Source organism: Ferrimonas sediminum (assembly GCF_900100175.1).
Classification (GTDB): Bacteria; Pseudomonadota; Gammaproteobacteria; order Enterobacterales; family Shewanellaceae; genus Ferrimonas; species Ferrimonas sediminum.
This window is the reverse complement of the sequence record NZ_FNEM01000002.1, coordinates 441,687-460,809: the sequence shown is the minus strand read 5'-3', so window position 1 is coordinate 460,809 and position 19,123 is coordinate 441,687. Positions and strand designations below refer to the sequence as shown.

The window sequence follows — 19,123 nt, the reverse complement described above, 5'->3', positions numbered from 1 at the left end:
AGGGGGTTGAGGTCACACTCTCTATGGTGGAGACGGAACCTCGTGTGTCGCTGCAAATTTAGAAAAGGCCACTCCAAACGGGGGGGCCTTTTTGCATTGTGGCCCAACCGGTAGAGCGCCACCTGACTGATTTGATGCGACCGTGGTCCGTTGTGGCGGCACGGTGGTCATGAACGCCTTCGAAACTGTCGACCGTTTCATCGGGGCAATCTCCCGGAAGTCGATGGGTATATCTTTGATTCAGTAGCGGGTTCTTTGCCGCTCCTGAGTGGATGCCACCACCCTGCTACGTCAAAGTGGGGGCGGGCATCTCAACGAGGTGGAAGTGCAGGTGTTTGTTTTTATTCCGGTATTAAGAAGGAGAGCCGGTTCACGGCCGTGGCTGCAGCGAATGTGATCAAAGATCATTAAAGGGTGACTTTCTTCAAAACATCTTTTTTACAAAGTCACCATAATGACGCTATACCTACTATCAAATGCTTGAATTTGCGGAGAGATTTTATGCGCTTCAAACAGATGCGAGAGCTTCTCGAATACGTGGTCGAATGCCGTATGGCCATGAGCAAGCTGTATGAACGGCTGAATAATCAGGCGGACTCCTCACGAGTGAAACTGCTTTTGGATTACCTGAAGAACCATCAGATCGAGGTGGCCGGCAAGGTAAGCGAGTATGTTGATGATGCCCCTCAGGGGGTGCTGGATACCTGGTTTAAGCGTTTGGACTATGATGACATCGTCGCCGGGTGTGCCGAAGTGACCTTAAAATCCGGGGGGGACGAGCATGACGTCATGAACCTGGCGTTGGAGATGGACAATAAGGTGCTGGCGCTGTTGCATCAGGCTCTGGAGCAGTCCGAGCATCAGGAAACCCGCCAGGCGCTGGAGTCGGTGCTTCAGGCGGAGCGCATTCGCCAGCAACGTTTCGTACACAGTACCCTGCGCATGGATGATATTTGATACCGATCAAAACAAGGCCCGATAGGGCTAGCGGCTTGTGTGAGGATCGGGTACCTATCAGTAACGATGAGCTGATTTAGATCACACGCCTTGTGTGACTGCAATGAAAACGGCCGGGATTTCCTGGCCGTTTCTGTATGCGGAAGGGAGACGGGATAAAATACTATGCGAAAAGCGACGGCCGAATTACCTGCGACGCTGTTTTCCGGCGCCACCGTGCGTCGGTGGGAACCCCTGCTGGCCAAGCAACACGGGGTGTTGATGTGGTCGTTGATGGAGGAGGCGGGCCAACAGGCTTGGCAGGCATTTCATCAGCGTTGGCCGAATGCCGAAAGTCTGGCGGTGGTCTGTGGTCGCGGTAATAACGCCGGTGATGCCTATGTGCTGGCGCGCTGTGCCTTAAATAACGGACTGCAGGTGCGGGTGTTACAGATGCAGCCGGAGCGTCCTCTGAAAGGGGATGCCAAGATCGCCCAGCAGCAGTATCTGGATGCGGGTGGCCACATAGAAACCGCCGAACCCGGGCGCCTGGCCGGGGTCAGCCACATTGTGGATGGCCTGTTGGGTACCGGTTTTGAAGGGGAGCTTCGCAGCGACTTCTCGCGGATGATCGTTGCCATCAATGAGGCATCGGCTGAGGTATTGAGTCTGGACCTGCCCTCCGGCCTCAACGGTGATAACGGTTTCGCCGGTGAGGATGTGGTCAGTGCCGATCTGACGGTGACCTTCGTCGGCGTTAAGCTGGGCCTGCTGACCGGCGCCGCCGCCAGTTGCTGCGGTGACATCCGGCTGGCGCCGCTGGCGATCGGCCACTCTCTGGCCAGCCAGGTGCGCCCGGATGCGATGAAGATCAGTTATCAGGATTACCGCCACCACCTTAAGCCGCGCCAGGCGGACTCCCACAAAGGGCACCACGGCCGCATTGCGGTGATTGGCGGCAACCATGGCATGCCCGGCGCGGTGCGTTTGGCCTCGGAGGCGGCGCTGCGCAGCGGCGCCGGGCTGGTGAGCATCATCAGCCGCTATGAAAATCTGCCTTTGATTCAGGCCGGCCGCCCGGAGCTGATGTTGTGGGGCAGTGACATCGCCGACATGGAGGTGTATCAGCGAGTGGGCTGGGGGCAGGTGGTTCTGTGTGGCCCCGGCCTGGGCAGTGGCGACTGGGCCTTCCATATGTGGCGGGTGGCACAAAACGCCGAACGGCCGCTGGTGATGGATGCCGATGCCCTGAACATTCTGGCGAAAAACCCCTGCCGGCGGGATGACTGGGTACTGACCCCGCATCCCGGGGAAGCGGCGCGTCTGCTCGGTGTCGAGAATGCCGACGTGCAGCGGGATCGGTTCAAAGCGGTGCGGGATCTTCAGCAAAAATACGGCGGTGTGGTGGTTCTTAAAGGGCCGGGAACCCTAATCTTCGATGGTGAAACCATGCTGGTGGCGCCCGTGGGCAACCCGGGGTTGGCCACAGGAGGTAGCGGTGACGTTTTGTCTGGTATAATCGCCTCCTTGCTGGCCCAGGGCTTATCTCTGATGGATGCGGCGGCGTGCGGTGTATGTCTGCATGGCGAAGCGGCAGACATCGCAGCCGAAGGGGGACAGCGAGGCATGCTGGCATCGGATCTGATGCCGTACATTAGGCAATTGGTAAACCCTGAAGACTGATATTTTATGAGCGACAAAACTCTGAACCTGCAGAGCGAAACCCAGACCCTGGAGCTGGGTACGGCCCTGGCGGCCATCGTGCGGCCGCCACTGGTGATTCACCTCGAGGGCGAACTGGGGGCCGGAAAAACCACACTGTCCCGGGCCCTGGTGCAGGGATTGGGACACCAAGGCCACGTAAAAAGCCCGACCTACACCCTGGTTGAGCCCTACGAGCTGGAAAATGTCAGTGTCTACCACTTCGACCTGTATCGCCTTGCCGATCCAGAAGAGCTTGAATTCATGGGGATTAGGGACTATTTCAGTGACCAGTCCCTGTGTCTGGTGGAGTGGCCGAGTAAGGGGCAGGGTGTATTGCCCCCGGCGGATCTTACCATTACCCTAAGCTATCAGGGTGAAGGGCGATGCGTGACTCTCAGTAGCCATTCCACCAAAGGCGAGGCCATACTGGAACAGCTTTAAGTCGATGATAAAGTTTTGGGGATACAAGGCGACCGCCCTGTTGGGACTGTTGCTGGCAGTACTGACGCACTCCATGGCGGCGCAGGCCACCACGGTGGACAAGGTTCGGGTATGGCCCGACAAGGAGCGTACCCGGGTGGTGCTGGATCTGTCGGCTTCCCCCAGTTACGGTGCTTTTCGACTCAGTGATCCTGAACGTTTGGTGGTGGATCTTCGCTGGAGTACGCTGAAAACTAAACTGTCCACGGTGAAGGCCGACTCGAAACAGCTGAAACGGATTCGTGTCAGTACCCCGCCGGAGAAAGGTACGCTGCGTCTGGTGCTGGATCTGAAGCAGGCGTCCTCCTACAAGGTGTTCAAGCTTGGGCCGAAAGGCAACTACGGACACCGGTTGGTGATCGATCTGCTGGCAGGGGCCGCGCCTTCCGCCAAAGCCAAGCCGCGTCCCGCCTCGAAACCGGGTCCGGGTCGAAACGTGGTGATCGCCATTGATGCCGGTCATGGCGGCAAGGATCCCGGCTCTATCGGGCCGTCTGGTACCTACGAAAAGAACGTGGTGTTGCCCATCGCCCGTAAGTTGCGGGACCAGTTTAATAAGACTCCTGGATTTGAAGCGTTTATGGTGCGCAGTGGCGACTACTTTGTGTCACTGAATCGGCGCTCGGAACTGGCCCGGGAAAAGAAAGCGGATCTGCTGTTGTCCATCCACGCGGATGCCTTTACCTCGCCGCAACCTCAGGGGGCTTCGGTATGGATCCTGTCCAAACGCCGCGCCAACTCCGAGATGGGTCGCTGGCTGGAGAAAGACGATAAGCTGTCGGAACTGCGAGGGATCGGAGAGGTGATCTCCGCCTCGGGCAATGATGACCCCCACCTGCAGCGCACCTTCCTGGATCTGGCCCGGGAAAACTCCATGGTGGAAAGTCAGGCCATTGCGGAGAAGATGCTGCGTCGCCTGGGACGAATTGCCAAGCTGCACAAGAAAACGCCTCAGCACGCCAGTCTGGCGGTTTTGAAGTCACCGGATTTTCCCAGCCTGCTGATTGAGACCGGCTTTATCTCCAACCCCAAGGAGGAGAAAAAGCTTCGTAGCAGCAGCTATCAGAATAAGATGTCCGACGCCATCTATCAGACGGTGAAAACCTATTTCTCCGATAATCCGCCCAGAGACGCGTTGCTGGCCCAAACCCGCCAGCACACGGTCAGCCGCGGCGAATCCCTGTCGCGCATTGCCCAGCGCTACCGGGTCAGTGTCAGTGCCATACGTCAGGCGAACCGGTTGAAGACCGATACCCTGCAGGTGGGGCAGAAACTCACCATACCTCGCCTATAGGACCGCTAATGACGATTCAGATATTACCGGCGCAACTGGCCAACCAGATTGCCGCCGGCGAGGTGGTGGAACGCCCCGCCTCGGTGGTTAAGGAGTTGGTGGAGAACTGCCTGGATGCCGGCGCCAGCCGGGTCGACGTGGAGATTGAACGGGGCGGCAGTAAGCGAATTCTGGTTCGCGACAATGGTCTGGGTATTGCCAGGGAGGAGTTGGCGCTGGCGCTGTCCCGTCATGCCACGTCCAAGGTGGCCAGTCTGGAGGATCTGGAGTCGATACTGAGCTTCGGCTTTCGGGGCGAAGCCCTGGCATCCATCAGTTCGGTATCGCGACTGACCCTGACCTCCAAAACTCAGGAGCAGCCGGAAGCCTGGCAGGCTTATGCCGAAGGCCAGGAGATGGCCGTCAAGGTGCAACCGGCCGCCCACCCGGTCGGCACCACGGTGCTGGCGGAGGACCTGTTCTTCAATACCCCGGCCAGACGACGCTTCCTGCGGGCGGATAAAACCGAATTTAACCATATCGATGAACAGCTTCGGCGTATCGCCCTGGCAAAACCTGCGATCCACTTTACCCTAAGCCATAACGGCAAGCTGGTGCGCCAGTACCGGGCTGCCCGTACCGACAAGCAACACCAGCAACGCCTCGGAGCGATCTGCAGCCATCGGTTTGCGGAGGCGGCGGTGACCCTGTCCACCGGCAATGAGCAGTTGCAACTGCACGGTTGCCTGGCCATCGGTGACGGCCATCAGGGATTCAGCGAGGTGCAGTACTTCTATGTTAATGGCCGGGTGGTACGGGATCGCCTGGTCAATCACGCTTTACGACAGGCTCTGGAGATGCACGGCCAGAGCAGCGATGCCGGCTATGTGCTGCACCTGGATCTGCCGCCGCAGGAGGTGGACGTCAATGTGCACCCGGCCAAGCACGAGGTGCGTTTTCACCAGGCCCGGTATGTGCATGACTTCATTTTGCAGGGGCTTAGTGATGCCGTCAGTCAGCTGGCGGGCTCAGAGATGCCTGACATTGACGTCGACCCGGCGCCGTTCCAGCCGACACCGCTGACCGCCTCGCCCCGTACGGCCCCGGCGGTGCCCCCGACCGCTCCCCGCAGCACGCCGCATCAGGTTCAGTCCCGGGCGCCGGCGGCCGGGTATACCCCACCGCCGCTATCGCCGCAGCCCCGAGCCGAGGCGGTGAGCAACTATGGCGACCTGATGCAGGCCGTCGATACCGCACCACCGACGCATGCCACTGGCGAGGCGGGGTGGCAATGGTTGGCACCGCTGGATGAGACTCAAGCTTTAATTGGCCGCGGCGATCAACTAAGATTGCTGCCCCTCAACGCCCTGTTGCGCTGTTGGGGCCAATGGCAGTTGCTGGAACGCCTGCCCCAGGGGCTGGTCAGCCAGCCGCTGTTGCTGCCGGTCAGTGTGGCCCGCTTGCCAGACTGGGAGCCGGTGCTCAGGCAGCAGCAAGGGGTATTGAAACGGCTGGGGTTTGAGCTGGCGGAGCAGAAGCAGCGACTGATTATCCGCAAGGTGCCTTCGGTGTTGCGGCAAGCCAACCTGGCGCAAATCGTGCCAGAATTATTGCAGTGGCTGTTGTCCTGCCCTCAGGGCGGGGCGCCGGAGCCGGAAGCGATGACGGCCTGGTTGGCCGACCACGGTGATTTTTCCGCGACCGCCGCTGCCGATGCCTGGAAGCAGTTGCAGCGCAGTGCGCCGGAGCGGGTCACCCAATTGATACAGACACAGGCCGTGACGCTGGACTGGCGTGCGGCCCTGGAGCAGTAATATGAGTAATGCCTTGCCTCCGGCGATCTTCCTGATGGGGCCGACGGCATCGGGAAAAACCGATCTGGCCATGGAGCTGTGTCAGCGGCTGCCTTGTGACATCATCAGTGTCGATTCGGCAATGATCTATACCGGCATGGACATCGGCACCGCCAAGCCCACTGCCGACGAGCTGGCCCGAGCGCCCCATCGGTTGATCGACATTCTGGACCCGGCCGAAGCGTATTCGGCGGCGGACTTCCGCCATGATGCGCTGCGGGAGATGGCGGCGATCACCGCCGCCGGACGCATTCCCCTGCTGGTCGGGGGCACCATGCTGTATTACAAAGCCTTGCTGGAGGGGCTGTCGCCCTTGCCGTCGGCGGATCCTTTGGTACGAAAACAGATCGAATCCGAGGCTGCAGAACTGGGCTGGAGCGATTTGCATCGGCAATTGTCAGAAATTGACCCGATATCTGCTGAGAGAATCCACCCTAACGATCCACAACGATTGTCGCGGGCTCTGGAAGTCTATAGAATCAGTGGTGAAACTCTGACAGAGCTGACGAAAAGAAAGAGTGAGCCTTTACCTTATCTGGTCAGTCAGTTTGCCATTGCGCCGGAACAGCGACAGCGATTGCATCAGCGTATTGAACGCCGATTTACGATGATGTTAGATGCGGGTTTTGAGCAGGAAGTGCTCCGTTTGTTCCGAAGAGGGGATTTACACCCCAATTTGCCGTCCATCCGATGCGTTGGATACCGCCAGATGTGGTCTTTTCTGGCTGGTGAAGATGACTACCAAGGGATGACCGCAAAGGGCATTGCTGCTACCAGACAGCTAGCGAAAAGACAGATTACCTGGTTGCGGAGTTGGTCCGATTTGCAGTGGTTACTCTCTGAAAATACAGGTAATGTAGATAATATGTTGCAAAGGCTCGCCATCTAACTTTACATAGGCTATAACTACCAACAAGCTCAGTTAGATGTTGCTTGCAGGCTGGTTTTTAAAAGAAATTAGAATATTTTAGTTAAGGAATCATTATGGCTAAGGGGCAATCCTTACAAGACCCGTTCCTGAATGCATTGCGTCGTGAACGGGTACCGGTATCCATCTATCTGGTAAATGGCATTAAGCTTCAGGGGCAGATCGAAAGTTTTGATCAGTTTGTTATTTTGCTGAAGAACACCGTCAGTCAGATGGTATATAAGCACGCCATTTCAACCGTGGTTCCTGGTCGTCCATTCAACATGAATAATGCACAACAAGGCAGTCAGCAGGGTGGATACAACCAGCAAGATCACGGAAATCAAGACTAACAGCTAGGAGAGTCTGCTTGTTTGAGCGGTATGAGGCAGGCGAAAGGGCTGTACTGGTACATCTGAACTTTTCCCGAGAAGGGGAACGTGAAGATCTGGAAGAGCTGCACCTACTGGTGTCATCCGCAGGCGTAAGTGCCTGCGGAGTCGTTACTGGCGCTCGTTCCTCCCCACACCCCAAATACTTCTGTGGCGCCGGTAAGGCGGAAGAGATTGCGGCACTGGTCCAGGCGGAACAGGCGGACGTAGTCATCTTTAACCATGCCTTGTCCCCGGCCCAGGAACGTAACCTTGAAGCCATATTCCAATGCCGGGTATTGGACCGAACCGGTCTGATCCTGGATATTTTTGCCCAGCGGGCACGAACTCACGAAGGTAAACTGCAGGTTGAGCTGGCGCAATTGCGGCACCTCTCGACCCGATTGATCCGTGGCTGGACTCACCTGGAGCGTCAAAAGGGCGGTATCGGCCTGCGCGGTCCGGGCGAAACTCAGCTGGAAACCGATCGACGATTGCTGCGTGAACGTATAAAAACCATCCTTCGTCGCCTGGAGAAGGTCGAAAAGCAGCGAGAGCAGGGGCGTCGCTCCCGCCAGCGTCGTGAAATACCGACGGTGTCTCTGGTGGGGTACACCAACGCGGGCAAGTCGACCCTGTTCAATCTGGTGACAGATTCCGGCGTGTATGCTGCGGATCAGCTGTTTGCCACCCTGGACCCGACGTTGAGGCGGATTGAGATCGATGAGGTTGGCCCGACGATCCTGGCCGACACCGTGGGTTTCATTCGTCATCTCCCCCATGATCTGGTGGCGGCGTTTAAGGCCACGCTTCAGGAAACCCGTCAGGCGGATTTGCTGCTGCATGTGGTCGACGCCAGTGATGAGCGGGCCGGTGAGAACATCGAAGAGGTGCAGAAGGTGCTCAAGGAGATTGAGGCCGACGACATCCCACAGCTGCTGGTTTATAACAAGGTGGATTTGCTGGAGGATGCCGAACCCCGAATCGATCGGGACGATACCGGCAGACCGGTCCGGGTCTGGGTGTCGGCTCAGGAGAATCGCGGTCAGCCGCAGCTGTTCCGTGCCTTGTCGGACTTACTCGGTCGGCAAATAGTTGAACTATCATTAAAACTGCCGCCATCGGAGCAACGCTGGGTGAATGTGTTTTTTGAACTCAGTGCGGTGAAAAGCAGTCAATATGATGACGAAGGCAACTGCTTGATGAAGATTGTTTTGCCGGAGCCAGAGTGGCTTCGGCAATTAAAAGCGTCTCAGGGAAGGTTAAGCGACTTTATCATCCACTAATTGCCTGATAAATTAGCGTTAAACCTCTTATCATCGGAGGGGATGCCCTGGCGGGTTGCTCAGGGGCCCCATTAACTCATCCGATACGTTAAAACGGAGTACTACATGGCCTGGAATGAGCCTGGAAATAAGGGTAAAGACCCATGGGGGAACCGGGGTGGCAACGATCAGGGGCCACCGGACCTGGATCAAGTGTTCCGCAAGCTGTCCGGCCGCTTTGGTGGCGGGGGCGGTGGTGGTGTCAGCACCGGTATTGTATTGGGTGTGTTGGCTCTGGCTGCCATTACCTGGTTTTTGTCCGGCATCTACAAGATTGAGGAAGCGGAGCGCGGCGTCGTGCTTCGCTTTGGTGAGTTCTACGAATTGAGAGAGCCGGGTCTGCACTGGAAAGCCACCTTCGTGGATCAGGTGTACCCGGTGAACATCAACAACATTCGTGAACTGCCTGCGTCCGGCATGATGCTGACCATGGATGAAAACGTGGTCGCGGTTGAGATGAAGGTGCAGTACCGGGTCGTGGATCCACGGGCTTACCTGTTTAACGTCACCAATCCGGATGAGTCTCTGAACGAGGCGATGGACAGCGCCCTGCGTTATGTCATCGGCCATACCATCATGGACGACATTCTGACCACCGGCCGGGAGCAGGTTCGTCAAGATACTCGCGAAGAGCTGGAAGGGATCATTGAACCTTATGGCCTGGGGATCCAGGTGATGGATGTCAACCTGTTGCCGGCGCGTCCGCCGGAAGAGGTGAAAGACGCCTTTGATGACGCCATCTCAGCTCAGGAAGACGAAGAGCGTTTCGTCCGTGAAGCGGAAGCCTACGCCCGAGAAATCGAGCCTCGTGCCCGGGGTCAGGTTCAGCGGATGGAGCAGGAAGCGAACGCCTATCGCGATCGCGTTACTCTGGAAGCGGAAGGTGAAGTGGCTCGCTTCGTTCAGTTGTTGCCTCAGTATCAGGCGGCGCCGGATGTGACTCGAGATCGTCTCTACCTGGAAACCATGGAAAAAGTCTACGGCAGCACCTCCAAAGTGATGGTGGATACCGAAGGCAATGGCTCCATGTTCTATCTGCCGCTGGATAAGATTGTTGGCCAAGGTGCAGGACAGGCCCCGCAACGGACGGCTCCCCCGCAGATGAACGACAGCAGCTCGCTGCCGAGCAACAGCTTTAACAACCGCCGCAATGTTCGTAATGACAGCGTGCGCCAGGGGAGGAATTAAGCCATGAAACCCATTTCCATTGGCGCCATTGTCGTCATTCTGTTCTTGGGCTTATCCTCATTATTTGTGGTAAGTGAAGGCGAACGCGGCATCGTCAAGCGCTTCGGTAAGATTGCCAAAGACGCCGAAGGCGTGACCCTGGTGTATGAGCCGGGCATCCATTTCAAGGTGCCACTCATTGATACCGTGCTTCGTCTCAATGCCCGTATCCTGACGCTGGATGCGCCGGCAGATCGTTTTGTGACCTCCGAGAAGAAAGATCTGATGGTGGATTCCTACGTTAAGTGGCGAATCATCGATTTTGAACGTTACTTCCTGTCTACATCAGGTGGCAACCAGCTTCAGGCGGAAGCCTTGCTGCAAAGTAAGATCAACAACGGCCTGCGCAGCGAGTTTGGTACTCGAACCATCTCCGAAATCGTTTCCGGCAGCCGCGATGAGCTGCAGCAAGAAGCCCTGAAAGGGGCGGCGGAGAGCGCACTTGAGCTGGGCATTAAGGTGGTGGACGTGCGGGTGAAGCAGATCAACCTGCCTCGTGAAGTCAGCTCTTCGATCTACGATCGTATGCGCGCCGAGCGTATCGCCGTTGCCAAGGAGCACCGCTCCCAGGGTAAAGAGAAGGCCGAAGTGCTGCGGGCCAACATCGATGCCAAGGTGACCGTGATGGTGGCTGAGGCCGAGAAAAATGCTCGTACCATTAAGGGTCAGGGTGATGCGCAGGCGGCCAAGATCTACGCCGACGCTTACACTCAGGCACCGGAGTTCTTCGCCTTCCTGCGCAGCCTGGATGCCTACTCCAAGTCCTTCAACAGCAAGCAGGACGTGTTGGTGGTGTCACCAGACTCGGAGTTCTTCCAGTACATGAAGAGCACTGCTAAACCGCAATAAAAGTATTGCTTAAGTCAAAGCCCGGCATTCGCCGGGCTTTTTGCATGGAGCCGTCAAAAATGAGCATTCAGACCTGGTTAATTGCCCTTGGTATGGTATTGGTTTTAGAAGGAATTGGACCCATGATGCTGCCGAAACAGTGGCGCAGTATGGTGACGGAAATGAGCCGGCAACCGGACCACCTACTGCGCCGCCTGGGAGGGGTTCTGGTCACAATTGGCGGGGTAATTCTGTATATTTTTTCCAGATAGCTGCTGTTTTGAGCATTTTGTTCTGGTAGAATCCTGCTTTAACCACCTACCCTCTGTATTCATAATGAGTAAAAACGTTGTTGTTCTTGGCACCCAGTGGGGTGACGAAGGCAAGGGCAAGGTCGTAGACCTGCTTACCGATAAATCTTCCTATGTGGTGCGTTATCAAGGCGGCCATAACGCTGGTCACACTCTGGTGATCAACGGCGACAAGACCGTACTCCACCTTATTCCATCAGGCATTCTTCGAGACAATGTTAAGTGCATCATCGGTAACGGTGTGGTGCTGTCTCCAGAAGCGCTGATGACTGAGCTGACCATGCTCAAAGAGCGTGGCGTTCCGGTGGAGGAGCGACTGCTGATCTCCGAGGCGTGTCCGCTGATTTTGCCGTACCACATCGCCGTGGATCAGGCCCGCGAGGCGGCCCGCGGTAACAAGGCCATTGGTACCACAGGCCGTGGTATTGGCCCGGCATACGAAGACAAGGTCGCCCGTCGTGCACTGCGCGTCGGTGATCTGTTCGATGCCGAGCGTTTTGCTGAGAAGCTGAAAGAGGTACTGGCGTACCACAACTTCATGCTGGTGGAGTATCACAAGGCCGAGCCTGTGGACTTCGATACCGTGTATGAACAGGCGATGTCCGTTGCCGACCTGCTGAAGAGCATGGTGGTGGACGTAACGGATCTGCTGGATAAGGCTCGTAAAGCCGGTGAACCGATTCTGTTCGAAGGCGCCCAGGGCACCCTGCTGGACATCGACCACGGTACTTATCCATACGTGACCTCCTCCAACACCACCGCTGGTGGCGTGTCCACCGGTTCCGGCTTTGGTCCGAACCGTATCGATTACGTCCTGGGCATTGTGAAAGCCTACGCGACCCGTGTCGGTGGCGGTCCGTTCCCTACCGAACTGGATGATGCCGTTGGTAAGCATCTGGGTGAGAAGGGCCATGAGTTTGGCGCCACTACCGGCCGTCAGCGTCGCACCGGCTGGCTGGATATCGTAGCCATGCGCCGCGCGGTGCAGATCAATGGTATCACCGGCCTGTGTCTGACTAAGCTGGATGTGCTGGATGGTCTGGAAGAGCTGAAGCTGTGCACCGGCTACAAGATGGCCGATGGCAGCATCGTCGACGTGCCACCTCTGGCGGCCGAAGACTACGAGCATGCCGTACCGGTATACGAAAGCATGCCAGGCTGGAGCGACAACACCTTTGGTGTGGTCGAGCACGACAAACTGCCTCAGGCAGCACTGGATTACATCGCTCGCATCGAGGCATTGCTCGACGTGCCGGTGGACATCATCTCAACCGGCCCCGACCGGGTTGAGACCATGATTCTGCGAAATCCTTTCGCATAATCATTGAGTGTAAAACGGGGCCTTCTGGCCCCGTTATGCTATGGTGGGCTTTAGTTTTTTCAGGCTAGGTCGATACGTTAGAGTATGAAGCGCTTTTATCTGCTGTTGACAACAATGCTGATGATCGCCCCTGCCCAGTCGGAATTGCAGGTGGTGGAGCTGTACTCACAGGACGCGCTGTTGCAGATGATTCGTGACAATACCCATCTGATGCAGATGCGCCGTGATGACTGCCAACTGGTGGAAGACGTACAGGCTCACGCTAAAATATTGAAAGAGCCGGCCTATCAGATGCTGTGGGCCGATATGCTGATGTACGGTGTGTGCATCGAAAAAAACGTCAAAGAGGGGTTTTATTACCTCGAGACTGCCTCGGAGTCTGGCCTACCAGACGCCCTGGAGCAGTTGGGACGCTACTACCGCATTGGCAAGTTCACCCTGGTGAACGAAGAGTTGGCAGTGCACTACTACAAATTGGCGTCCGAGCAAGGGCATCTGCGTGCCCGTTTTGATTTGGTGCGAATGTACATTCGAGGCTACGGTGCGCCGCGGGATTATCCGCAAGCGTATCGGTGGCTGTTTGAAGAGGTGTACGAGCATGACGAAGATCAGGCGACGGCCGATGAGTTGCTGAGCCAACTGGCTCGTTTTATTCCCAGACGGGAAGTCGAGACCATCGAAGCCAGTCAGAAATTTCAGGATAAGTATCGCTGATAGCCAGTATACTTTTCCGGTAACCCCATTTTTATCTATCGAGTAAATCACTATTGAGTAATCAAGATCCCCATTTTCAGCGGGAGGCTGAAAAGTACGAAAATCCGATTCCCAGCCGGGAGTATCTGCTGCAGTTGATCGCCGACGGCCGCGGCCTGATTGGTCGCGATGAGCTGGCTGAGCAACTGGGCCTGGAGGGCGACCAGTACGTGGCCCTGATGCGTCGCCTGCGCGCCATGGAGCGCGATGGTCAGCTGGTGTACACCCGAAAAGGGCGCTACGGCATCCCGGAGAAGATGGATCTGCTCACCGGCACCGTACTGGGGCATCGCGATGGCTTCGGTTTCTTCCGCCCGGACGATGGTGCTGGCAAGGATATGTTCCTGACCGAGCGCACCATGCAGAGCGTGTTGCATGGTGATCGGGTGATGGCCCAGGGGGATCGTCACGATCGCCGCGGCCGTCAGGAAGCCCGGATTGTGCGGGTACTTGAGCCTCGAAACGCCAACATCATTGGTCGCTACTTCACCGAAGATGGCATTGGCTTTGTGGTACCGGATGATCGCCGCATAAGCCAGGATATCCTGATACCGGCAGAGCATCGTCTGGGCGCACGTCTGGGACAGGTGGTTAATGTAGAGTTGACCCAGCGACCGGGTCGTCATACTCACGCCAAGGGCAAGGTAACCGAGGTGCTGGGTGACGAGATGGATCCGGGCATGGAGATCGAGATCGCCCTGCGCAACCACGATCTGCCGCACCAGTTCCCGCAGGCGGTTCTGGATCAGGTTGCTCGAATCGACGACGAGGTGACCGAGGCCGATAAGCAGGGCAGGGTGGATCTGCGACAGCTGCCACTGGTGACCATCGACGGTGAAGATGCCCGTGACTTCGATGACGCGGTCTACTGTGAAAAGAAGAAGAGCGGCGGCTGGCGCCTGTGGGTGGCCATTGCCGACGTCAGTCACTATGTGCGTCCCGGCACATCACTGAACGATGAGGCCCTGAAACGGGGTAACTCGGTGTACTTCCCGGCCCAGGTGATTCCGATGCTGCCGGAGAAGCTTTCCAATGGCCTCTGTTCACTGAATCCCGGGGTCGACCGTCTGTGCATGGTGTGCGAGATGACGGTGTCGGCATCCGGAAACCTGTCCGGTTACAAATTCTATCCGGCGGTGATGCACTCCCATGCCCGACTGACCTACACCAAGGTGGCGGCCATGCTGGATGGTGACAAGCGCCTGATCGAGCGCTATCAGTCGGTGTTCCCGCACCTGCAGCAACTGCACAAGTTGTATGCCGCCCTGGACGGCGCCCGACTCAAGCGCGGCGCTCTGGTGCTGGAGACCACCGAGACGCAGTTTATCTTTAACAGCCAGCGACGCATCGAGCAGATTGTGCCTCGGGAGCGTAATGTGGCGCACAAGATGATCGAAGAGTGCATGATTCTGGCCAACGTCGCGTCGGCCCGTTTCGTGAAGAAGCAGAAAGGTGAGGTGCTGTACCGGGTTCACGAAGGACCGGGGGATGCCAAGCTGAAATCTCTGCGCGACTTCCTCGGTCAGCAGGGGCTGCAACTCGGCGGCGGTGATGAGCCTTCGCCGACCGACATCGCCAAGCTGCTGGCCTCGCTGAGTGGCCGTGCCGATGCCGAGCTGGTGACGACCATGGTGCTGAGATCCATGAAGCAGGCGGTATACAGCCCGGATGACGAAGGCCACTTCGGCCTGGCGCTGCAGGGCTACAGTCACTTTACTTCGCCGATTCGCCGTTACCCCGACCTGGTTTTGCATCGGGTGATTCGTGGTTTGCTGGCCAAGGACAGCGAAGGTGGCATGCTTAAACGGGCCATCGGCAGCCTGCTTAATCGCGACGCTACCAAGGCCGACGACGCCGGAGTGCTGTACAACACCCAGGAGCTGGTGGAGCTGGGTGAGCACTGCTCCATGACCGAGCGCCGCGCCGATGACGCCACCCGTGATGTGTCGGATTGGCTTAAGTGCGAGTTCATGCAGGATCATGTCGGTGACACCTTCGATGCGGTGATCAGTGGCGTGACCAGTTTTGGTCTGTTTGTGCGGTTGAATCAGTACCACATCGATGGGCTGGTGCACATCTCCAGCCTGGAAAACGATTATTTCCACTTTGATGCGGTCCGTCAGGGGCTGTACGGCGAGCACAGTGGCAAGCGCTACCGCCTCGGCGATGCGGTTGAGGTGAAGGTGATGTCGGTGAAGCTGGACGACCGCCAGATCGATCTGGGCCTGGTTCAGGAGCCCGGCAAAGGGCGCAAAGGCAAGCCCAAGTCCGGCCGCAAGCCGGCCGACAGCAACGCGCCTTACAAAGCCAAACAGGGCAAACCCAAATCGGGTCGAAGTGGTGGCGGTAAGCGCACCGGTGGCTCACAGGCCAAGCCCGGGGCAGCCAAAGGCAGCGGCGGCGCCAAGGCCGGCGGCAAAAAAACAGACACCCGCAGCGGTGCGGACAAGAGCAGTTCTAAGCGGAAAAATCGTTAATGAAACAAGAGATGGTATTTGGCCTGCACGCCGTTGAGGCGTTGCTGGCGTCGGAGCCTGAACGGGTAAAGTCCATTTGGATGCTGAAGGGGCGCGACGACGATCGTCTGCAGCGCATTCATCAACTGGCGATGCAGCATGGCATCAGCTGTCAACCCGCCGCCCGAAAGGCCCTGGATGACAAGGCCAAGTCGGCACAGCATCAGGGCGTTGTTGCCGCCGCCAAAGCGGCGCCGGTGAAGGGTGAGGCGGAGCTGGATGCCCTGCTCAATGGTGTGGAGACACCGCTGTTGCTGATTCTGGATGGCGTAACCGATCCTCACAACCTCGGGGCCTGTCTGCGCAGTGCCGATGCCACCGGTGTCCACGGTGTCATTGTGCCCCGGGATCGCTCCGCCAGCCTTGGCCCTGTGGTGCGTAAAGTGGCGGTGGGTGCCGCCGAAAGCGTGCCGCTGTTTCAGGTGACCAACCTGGCTCGCACCATGCGGGAGCTGCAGGAGCGGGGCGTGTGGATCGTCGGTACCGCCGGTGAAGCCGATCACGACCTGTACCAGGCCAAACTGACCGGTCCGCTGGCGTTGACCATGGGGGCGGAAGGCAAAGGGATGCGTCGCCTGACCCGTGAACACTGCGATGAGCTGATCTCTATCCCCATGGCCGGGGTGGTCACCAGCCTGAACGTGTCGGTGGCGACCGGCGTGTGTCTGTTCGAAGCGGTTCGCCAGCGGCGGAGCTAATCCTAAAAAGATAAAAAAGGCGCCTTTGGCGCCTTTTTTGTTGTCTATAACCGTTGTCAGAAGCTGTACAGTAGGTTGACGGTGGAGATGATGTCGGTCTTCTCGCTGTTTTCCGGTACTTTTTCGGTGAACTTGACGTCGGTACCGATCTTCAGGGCCAGATCGGCCCACAGTTGGTTTCGAATCGACAGTTTCAGGGTGGCAATGGTATTGCGGTTACCGGTCTCCACCGCGCCTTCGGCGTTGAAGGTGGTGTACTCGTGCAGGCGTTGCTCCAGTTTGCCGGCGAAACGGGCAATGCCTTCATCGGTAGAGGAGGTCTCGCTTTCAGTGTCGCTGAGGTTGGGCTTGTTATAACGGTAACCGGCACCGGCTTCGAGTGAGAGTTTGGTATGGCGGTGATCGATGGGGGAGTAACCGTAACCGAAGGAGTAGATCTGTTGCTGGGTAAAGGAGCCGAACCGATCCCAGATAAATTCACTCCGGCCATAGACATACTTAGTCCCTTTGAGTTTGTAATCCAGCTGGTATTGCACCGTGTACTGTTCGGCGGTGGTACTCTGGTTGTCCGAGGCAAAATAGGCGTGCAAATTGGTTTCGTGGCGGGCCGCTTCCGCGTCATAGACAATTTTGCCGCGGCTGTTGAAGTTGCTGGATTCGGTGTTGCCCGAGGTGTATTGCAGCCCCAGTTCCACTTCGGCGTCCAATCTGTCTTCTGGCTCTTTGTACTCCGGTGGCACCAGGGCCCACACTGACGGAGACAACAGCATCGCGACCATCATCAATCGTTTCATAATACCTACTGCTTTCACTGCGTATTTTTTGTTTGAGTTCTTCTCAGTCCCGGCAAGGTGGCGGGCTTAGGGTGCAGGGCATTATCTTACCTCAAAGCGATTCAAAACGGCGATCAACTGATGAGATTTCTCCGGGGGGGGAACGTCGGCAGCTTCGTCGCGGATTGAGGGCGAGAATCTCTTGCCCCCTCCCCGGGAATCCTGTACTATGCGCCGGCTAATCAGCCGAAACCCTTTTGTTCCTTGCCTCCAGGTATGGCTGAGCCTGAAAGAGGCTGAATAACCGTAAGGATCAATAATGCGTCATTACGAAATCGTATTTATGGTTCACCCTGATCAGAGTGAACAGGTTCCAGGCATGATCGAGCGTTACACTGCTACCATCACTAAAGATGGTGGTTCTGTAAACCGCTTGGAAGACTGGGGCCGCCGTCAACTGGCATACCCAATTGAGAAGCTGCACAAAGCACACTACGTGCTGGTTAACGCTGAAGCGACTGCTGAAGCCGTTGCTGAACTGGAAACCAACTTCCGCTTCAACGATGCCGTTATCCGTAGCATGGTAATCCGTACCAAAGGTGCTGTTACCGAGCCATCTCCAATGGCTAAAGCTAAGGAAGAGCGCCGTGAGCGTGATGATCGTCGTGACGATCGTCGTGAAGCACAGCCAGCTCCAGCCCCAGCTGCTGAGGAAGCCAGCGCCGAGTAAGGCTTGTGAACACTAACCGCCTCGAGCTGACGGGCACTGTCCTTCGGCCACCGAAAAAGGCAACTGGAATCAATGGAATTCCCCATGGGTATTTCATTCTGGAGCATCGCTCCATGCAACAGGAAGCCGGACTGAATCGTCCCGTTTACTGTCGGATTCAAGTGGTTGTCAGCGGTCAGCAATCACAACCTTTACTGGACAATCTGGATTCCGGCCATGCAATCAAGGTTGCGGGGTTTCTCGCCTGGCAACAAAGCCGAAATGGCCAAAGCCGCCTGATATTGCATGCTGACTCAATTGAACCTATTTCATAGGAGATGCCCACATGGCACGTTATTTTCGTCGTCGTAAATTCTGCCGTTTCACTGCAGATGGTGTTACTGAGATTGACTACAAAGACGTAGCAACTCTGAAAAACTACGTTACCGAAAGCGGTAAAATCGTACCGAGCCGTATCACTGGCACCAGCGCTAAGTACCAGCGTCAGCTGGCTCGCGCTATCAAGCGTGCTCGTTACCTGGCTCTGCTGCCTTACACTGACCTGCAAGGTTAAGTTTAGGCATTAGGTTAACCCTTTTAAGTAGAGGAAAAGGTAATGGAAGTTATTCTGTTGGATAAGATTGCCAAGCTTGGCGGTCTGGGTGACAAAGTTAGCGTTAAGTCTGGTTACGCTCGTAACTACCTGCTGCCACAAGGCAAAGCAGTATTCGCTAACGCTGCTAACGTAGCTGAATTCGAAGCTCGTCGCGCTGATCTGGAAAAGAACATCGCTGACAAGCTGGCTGCTGCTCAAGCTCGCGCTGAGAAGCTGGCTGCTCTGGAAGGCGTTTCTATCGCTTCCAAAGCGGGTGACGAAGGCAAGCTGTTCGGTTCCATCGGTACTCGCGACATTGCTGACGCGATCACCGCTGCCGGCGTTGAAGTAGCCAAGTCTGAAGTACGTCTGTCCGAAGGCGCTCTGCGCAACACCGGCGAGTACGACATCGTTGTTGCTGTGCACAACGAAGTGACTGCTACTGTTAAGCTGACTGTTGTTGCTGGTGAGTAATCACTAAGCTGACTCAGGTCGCTTAATCCGGGAGACCGGAGCAGAAAAACACCGCCTTATGGCGGTGTT

At 57.0% G+C, this 19,123-nt stretch carries 20 protein-coding genes; 19 read left to right on the top strand and 1 reads right to left on the bottom strand.

Annotated elements, in window-relative coordinates; genetic code table 11:
* Positions 1 to 501 precede the first annotated feature (501 nt).
* The 15 genes from BLT77_RS20185 (at position 502) to rlmB (ending at position 16,503) form a co-directional block, all read left to right on the top strand.
* Complete coding sequence (locus BLT77_RS20185; protein WP_090362628.1) at positions 502 to 957, top strand: hypothetical protein; 456 nt, start codon at positions 502 to 504, stop codon at positions 955 to 957.
* 165 nt (positions 958 to 1,122) lie between these two features.
* Positions 1,123 to 2,619 (top strand): NAD(P)H-hydrate dehydratase, encoded by a 1,497-nt coding sequence (locus tag BLT77_RS04365; RefSeq protein WP_090362625.1) that lies wholly within the window; start codon positions 1,123 to 1,125, stop codon positions 2,617 to 2,619.
* Between the two features lie 6 nt (positions 2,620 to 2,625).
* Positions 2,626 to 3,081, top strand: a complete 456-nt coding sequence (tsaE, locus tag BLT77_RS04360) for a tRNA (adenosine(37)-N6)-threonylcarbamoyltransferase complex ATPase subunit type 1 TsaE (protein ID WP_090362622.1) — start codon at positions 2,626 to 2,628, stop codon at positions 3,079 to 3,081.
* Between the two features lie 4 nt (positions 3,082 to 3,085).
* Complete coding sequence (locus tag BLT77_RS04355; RefSeq protein WP_090362619.1) at positions 3,086 to 4,414, top strand: N-acetylmuramoyl-L-alanine amidase; 1,329 nt, start codon at positions 3,086 to 3,088, stop codon at positions 4,412 to 4,414.
* A gap of 8 nt (positions 4,415 to 4,422) precedes the next feature.
* A complete protein-coding gene (mutL, locus tag BLT77_RS04350; protein WP_090362616.1) occupies positions 4,423 to 6,207 on the top strand; it encodes a DNA mismatch repair endonuclease MutL in 1,785 nt (594 codons plus the stop codon).
* Position 6,208: 1 nt separating this feature from the next.
* On the top strand, positions 6,209 to 7,135 hold the full coding sequence (miaA, locus tag BLT77_RS04345; RefSeq protein WP_090362613.1) for a tRNA (adenosine(37)-N6)-dimethylallyltransferase MiaA: 927 nt from the start codon (positions 6,209 to 6,211) through the stop codon (positions 7,133 to 7,135).
* Between the two features lie 95 nt (positions 7,136 to 7,230).
* On the top strand, positions 7,231 to 7,506 hold the full coding sequence (gene hfq, locus BLT77_RS04340; protein ID WP_028114377.1) for an RNA chaperone Hfq: 276 nt from the start codon (positions 7,231 to 7,233) through the stop codon (positions 7,504 to 7,506).
* Positions 7,507 to 7,523: 17 nt separating this feature from the next.
* On the top strand, positions 7,524 to 8,810 hold the full coding sequence (gene hflX, locus BLT77_RS04335) for a ribosome rescue GTPase HflX (protein WP_090362610.1): 1,287 nt from the start codon (positions 7,524 to 7,526) through the stop codon (positions 8,808 to 8,810).
* Between the two features lie 105 nt (positions 8,811 to 8,915).
* Positions 8,916 to 10,037, top strand: coding sequence for an FtsH protease activity modulator HflK (hflK, locus tag BLT77_RS04330; RefSeq protein ID WP_090362607.1), 1,122 nt, complete (start codon positions 8,916 to 8,918; stop codon positions 10,035 to 10,037).
* Between the two features lie 3 nt (positions 10,038 to 10,040).
* Positions 10,041 to 10,925, top strand: coding sequence for a protease modulator HflC (gene hflC, locus BLT77_RS04325; protein ID WP_090362604.1), 885 nt, complete (start codon positions 10,041 to 10,043; stop codon positions 10,923 to 10,925).
* A gap of 59 nt (positions 10,926 to 10,984) precedes the next feature.
* Positions 10,985 to 11,176: a DUF2065 domain-containing protein gene (locus BLT77_RS04320; protein ID WP_090362600.1), complete on the top strand. Its 192-nt coding sequence runs from the start codon at positions 10,985 to 10,987 to the stop codon at positions 11,174 to 11,176.
* Between the two features lie 64 nt (positions 11,177 to 11,240).
* Entirely contained in the window at positions 11,241 to 12,536 is a 1,296-nt protein-coding gene (locus BLT77_RS04315; protein WP_090362598.1) for an adenylosuccinate synthase, read from the top strand.
* Between the two features lie 84 nt (positions 12,537 to 12,620).
* Positions 12,621 to 13,250, top strand: coding sequence for a tetratricopeptide repeat protein (locus BLT77_RS04310; RefSeq protein WP_090362596.1), 630 nt, complete (start codon positions 12,621 to 12,623; stop codon positions 13,248 to 13,250).
* A gap of 53 nt (positions 13,251 to 13,303) precedes the next feature.
* Positions 13,304 to 15,766: a ribonuclease R gene (rnr, locus tag BLT77_RS04305; protein WP_090362590.1), complete on the top strand. Its 2,463-nt coding sequence runs from the start codon at positions 13,304 to 13,306 to the stop codon at positions 15,764 to 15,766.
* Positions 15,766 to 16,503, top strand: a complete 738-nt coding sequence (gene rlmB, locus BLT77_RS04300; protein ID WP_090362587.1) for a 23S rRNA (guanosine(2251)-2'-O)-methyltransferase RlmB — start codon at positions 15,766 to 15,768, stop codon at positions 16,501 to 16,503. The genes rnr and rlmB overlap by 1 nt, the downstream gene beginning before the upstream one ends.
* A 56-nt stretch (positions 16,504 to 16,559) precedes the next feature.
* Here the strand turns inward: rlmB and BLT77_RS04295 are convergent, their stop codons facing one another.
* A complete protein-coding gene (locus BLT77_RS04295) occupies positions 16,560 to 17,297 on the bottom strand; it encodes a DUF481 domain-containing protein (protein WP_090362583.1) in 738 nt (245 codons plus the stop codon).
* Positions 17,298 to 17,595: 298 nt separating this feature from the next.
* Here BLT77_RS04295 and rpsF point away from each other — a divergent pair, with 298 nt between their 5' ends.
* Genes rpsF through rplI form a run of 4 tightly spaced genes read left to right on the top strand, consistent with a single transcriptional unit; the run spans position 17,596 to position 19,054 of the window.
* Entirely contained in the window at positions 17,596 to 18,006 is a 411-nt protein-coding gene (gene rpsF, locus BLT77_RS04290) for a 30S ribosomal protein S6 (protein WP_028114386.1), read from the top strand.
* Positions 18,007 to 18,011: 5 nt separating this feature from the next.
* Positions 18,012 to 18,320, top strand: coding sequence for a primosomal replication protein N (priB, locus tag BLT77_RS04285; RefSeq protein ID WP_090362580.1), 309 nt, complete (start codon positions 18,012 to 18,014; stop codon positions 18,318 to 18,320).
* 11 nt (positions 18,321 to 18,331) lie between these two features.
* Positions 18,332 to 18,559 carry a 30S ribosomal protein S18 gene (rpsR, locus tag BLT77_RS04280; RefSeq protein ID WP_028109942.1) on the top strand — a complete coding sequence of 76 codons (228 nt, stop codon included), beginning with the start codon at positions 18,332 to 18,334 and terminating at the stop codon, positions 18,557 to 18,559.
* A gap of 42 nt (positions 18,560 to 18,601) precedes the next feature.
* Positions 18,602 to 19,054: a 50S ribosomal protein L9 gene (gene rplI, locus BLT77_RS04275; protein WP_090362578.1), complete on the top strand. Its 453-nt coding sequence runs from the start codon at positions 18,602 to 18,604 to the stop codon at positions 19,052 to 19,054.
* Positions 19,055 to 19,123 lie beyond the last annotated feature (69 nt).

What these genes read in the sequence shown, in the direction of transcription:
- BLT77_RS20185 (WP_090362628.1), top strand. Translation starts at nt 502, where the DNA reads ATGCGCTTCAAACAGATGCGAGAGCTTCTCGAATACGTGGTCGAATGC.
- BLT77_RS04365 (WP_090362625.1), top strand. Translation starts at nt 1,123, where the DNA reads ATGCGAAAAGCGACGGCCGAATTACCTGCGACGCTGTTTTCCGGCGCC.
- tsaE (WP_090362622.1), top strand. Translation starts at nt 2,626, where the DNA reads ATGAGCGACAAAACTCTGAACCTGCAGAGCGAAACCCAGACCCTGGAG.
- BLT77_RS04355 (WP_090362619.1), top strand. Translation starts at nt 3,086, where the DNA reads ATGATAAAGTTTTGGGGATACAAGGCGACCGCCCTGTTGGGACTGTTG.
- mutL (WP_090362616.1), top strand. Translation starts at nt 4,423, where the DNA reads ATGACGATTCAGATATTACCGGCGCAACTGGCCAACCAGATTGCCGCC.
- miaA (WP_090362613.1), top strand. Translation starts at nt 6,209, where the DNA reads ATGAGTAATGCCTTGCCTCCGGCGATCTTCCTGATGGGGCCGACGGCA.
- hfq (WP_028114377.1), top strand. Translation starts at nt 7,231, where the DNA reads ATGGCTAAGGGGCAATCCTTACAAGACCCGTTCCTGAATGCATTGCGT.
- hflK (WP_090362607.1), top strand. Translation starts at nt 8,916, where the DNA reads ATGGCCTGGAATGAGCCTGGAAATAAGGGTAAAGACCCATGGGGGAAC.
- hflC (WP_090362604.1), top strand. Translation starts at nt 10,041, where the DNA reads ATGAAACCCATTTCCATTGGCGCCATTGTCGTCATTCTGTTCTTGGGC.
- BLT77_RS04320 (WP_090362600.1), top strand. Translation starts at nt 10,985, where the DNA reads ATGAGCATTCAGACCTGGTTAATTGCCCTTGGTATGGTATTGGTTTTA.
- BLT77_RS04315 (WP_090362598.1), top strand. Translation starts at nt 11,241, where the DNA reads ATGAGTAAAAACGTTGTTGTTCTTGGCACCCAGTGGGGTGACGAAGGC.
- BLT77_RS04310 (WP_090362596.1), top strand. Translation starts at nt 12,621, where the DNA reads ATGAAGCGCTTTTATCTGCTGTTGACAACAATGCTGATGATCGCCCCT.
- rlmB (WP_090362587.1), top strand. Translation starts at nt 15,766, where the DNA reads ATGAAACAAGAGATGGTATTTGGCCTGCACGCCGTTGAGGCGTTGCTG.
- BLT77_RS04295 (WP_090362583.1), bottom strand. Translation starts at nt 17,297, where the DNA reads ATGAAACGATTGATGATGGTCGCGATGCTGTTGTCTCCGTCAGTGTGG.
- rpsF (WP_028114386.1), top strand. Translation starts at nt 17,596, where the DNA reads ATGCGTCATTACGAAATCGTATTTATGGTTCACCCTGATCAGAGTGAA.
- rpsR (WP_028109942.1), top strand. Translation starts at nt 18,332, where the DNA reads ATGGCACGTTATTTTCGTCGTCGTAAATTCTGCCGTTTCACTGCAGAT.
- rplI (WP_090362578.1), top strand. Translation starts at nt 18,602, where the DNA reads ATGGAAGTTATTCTGTTGGATAAGATTGCCAAGCTTGGCGGTCTGGGT.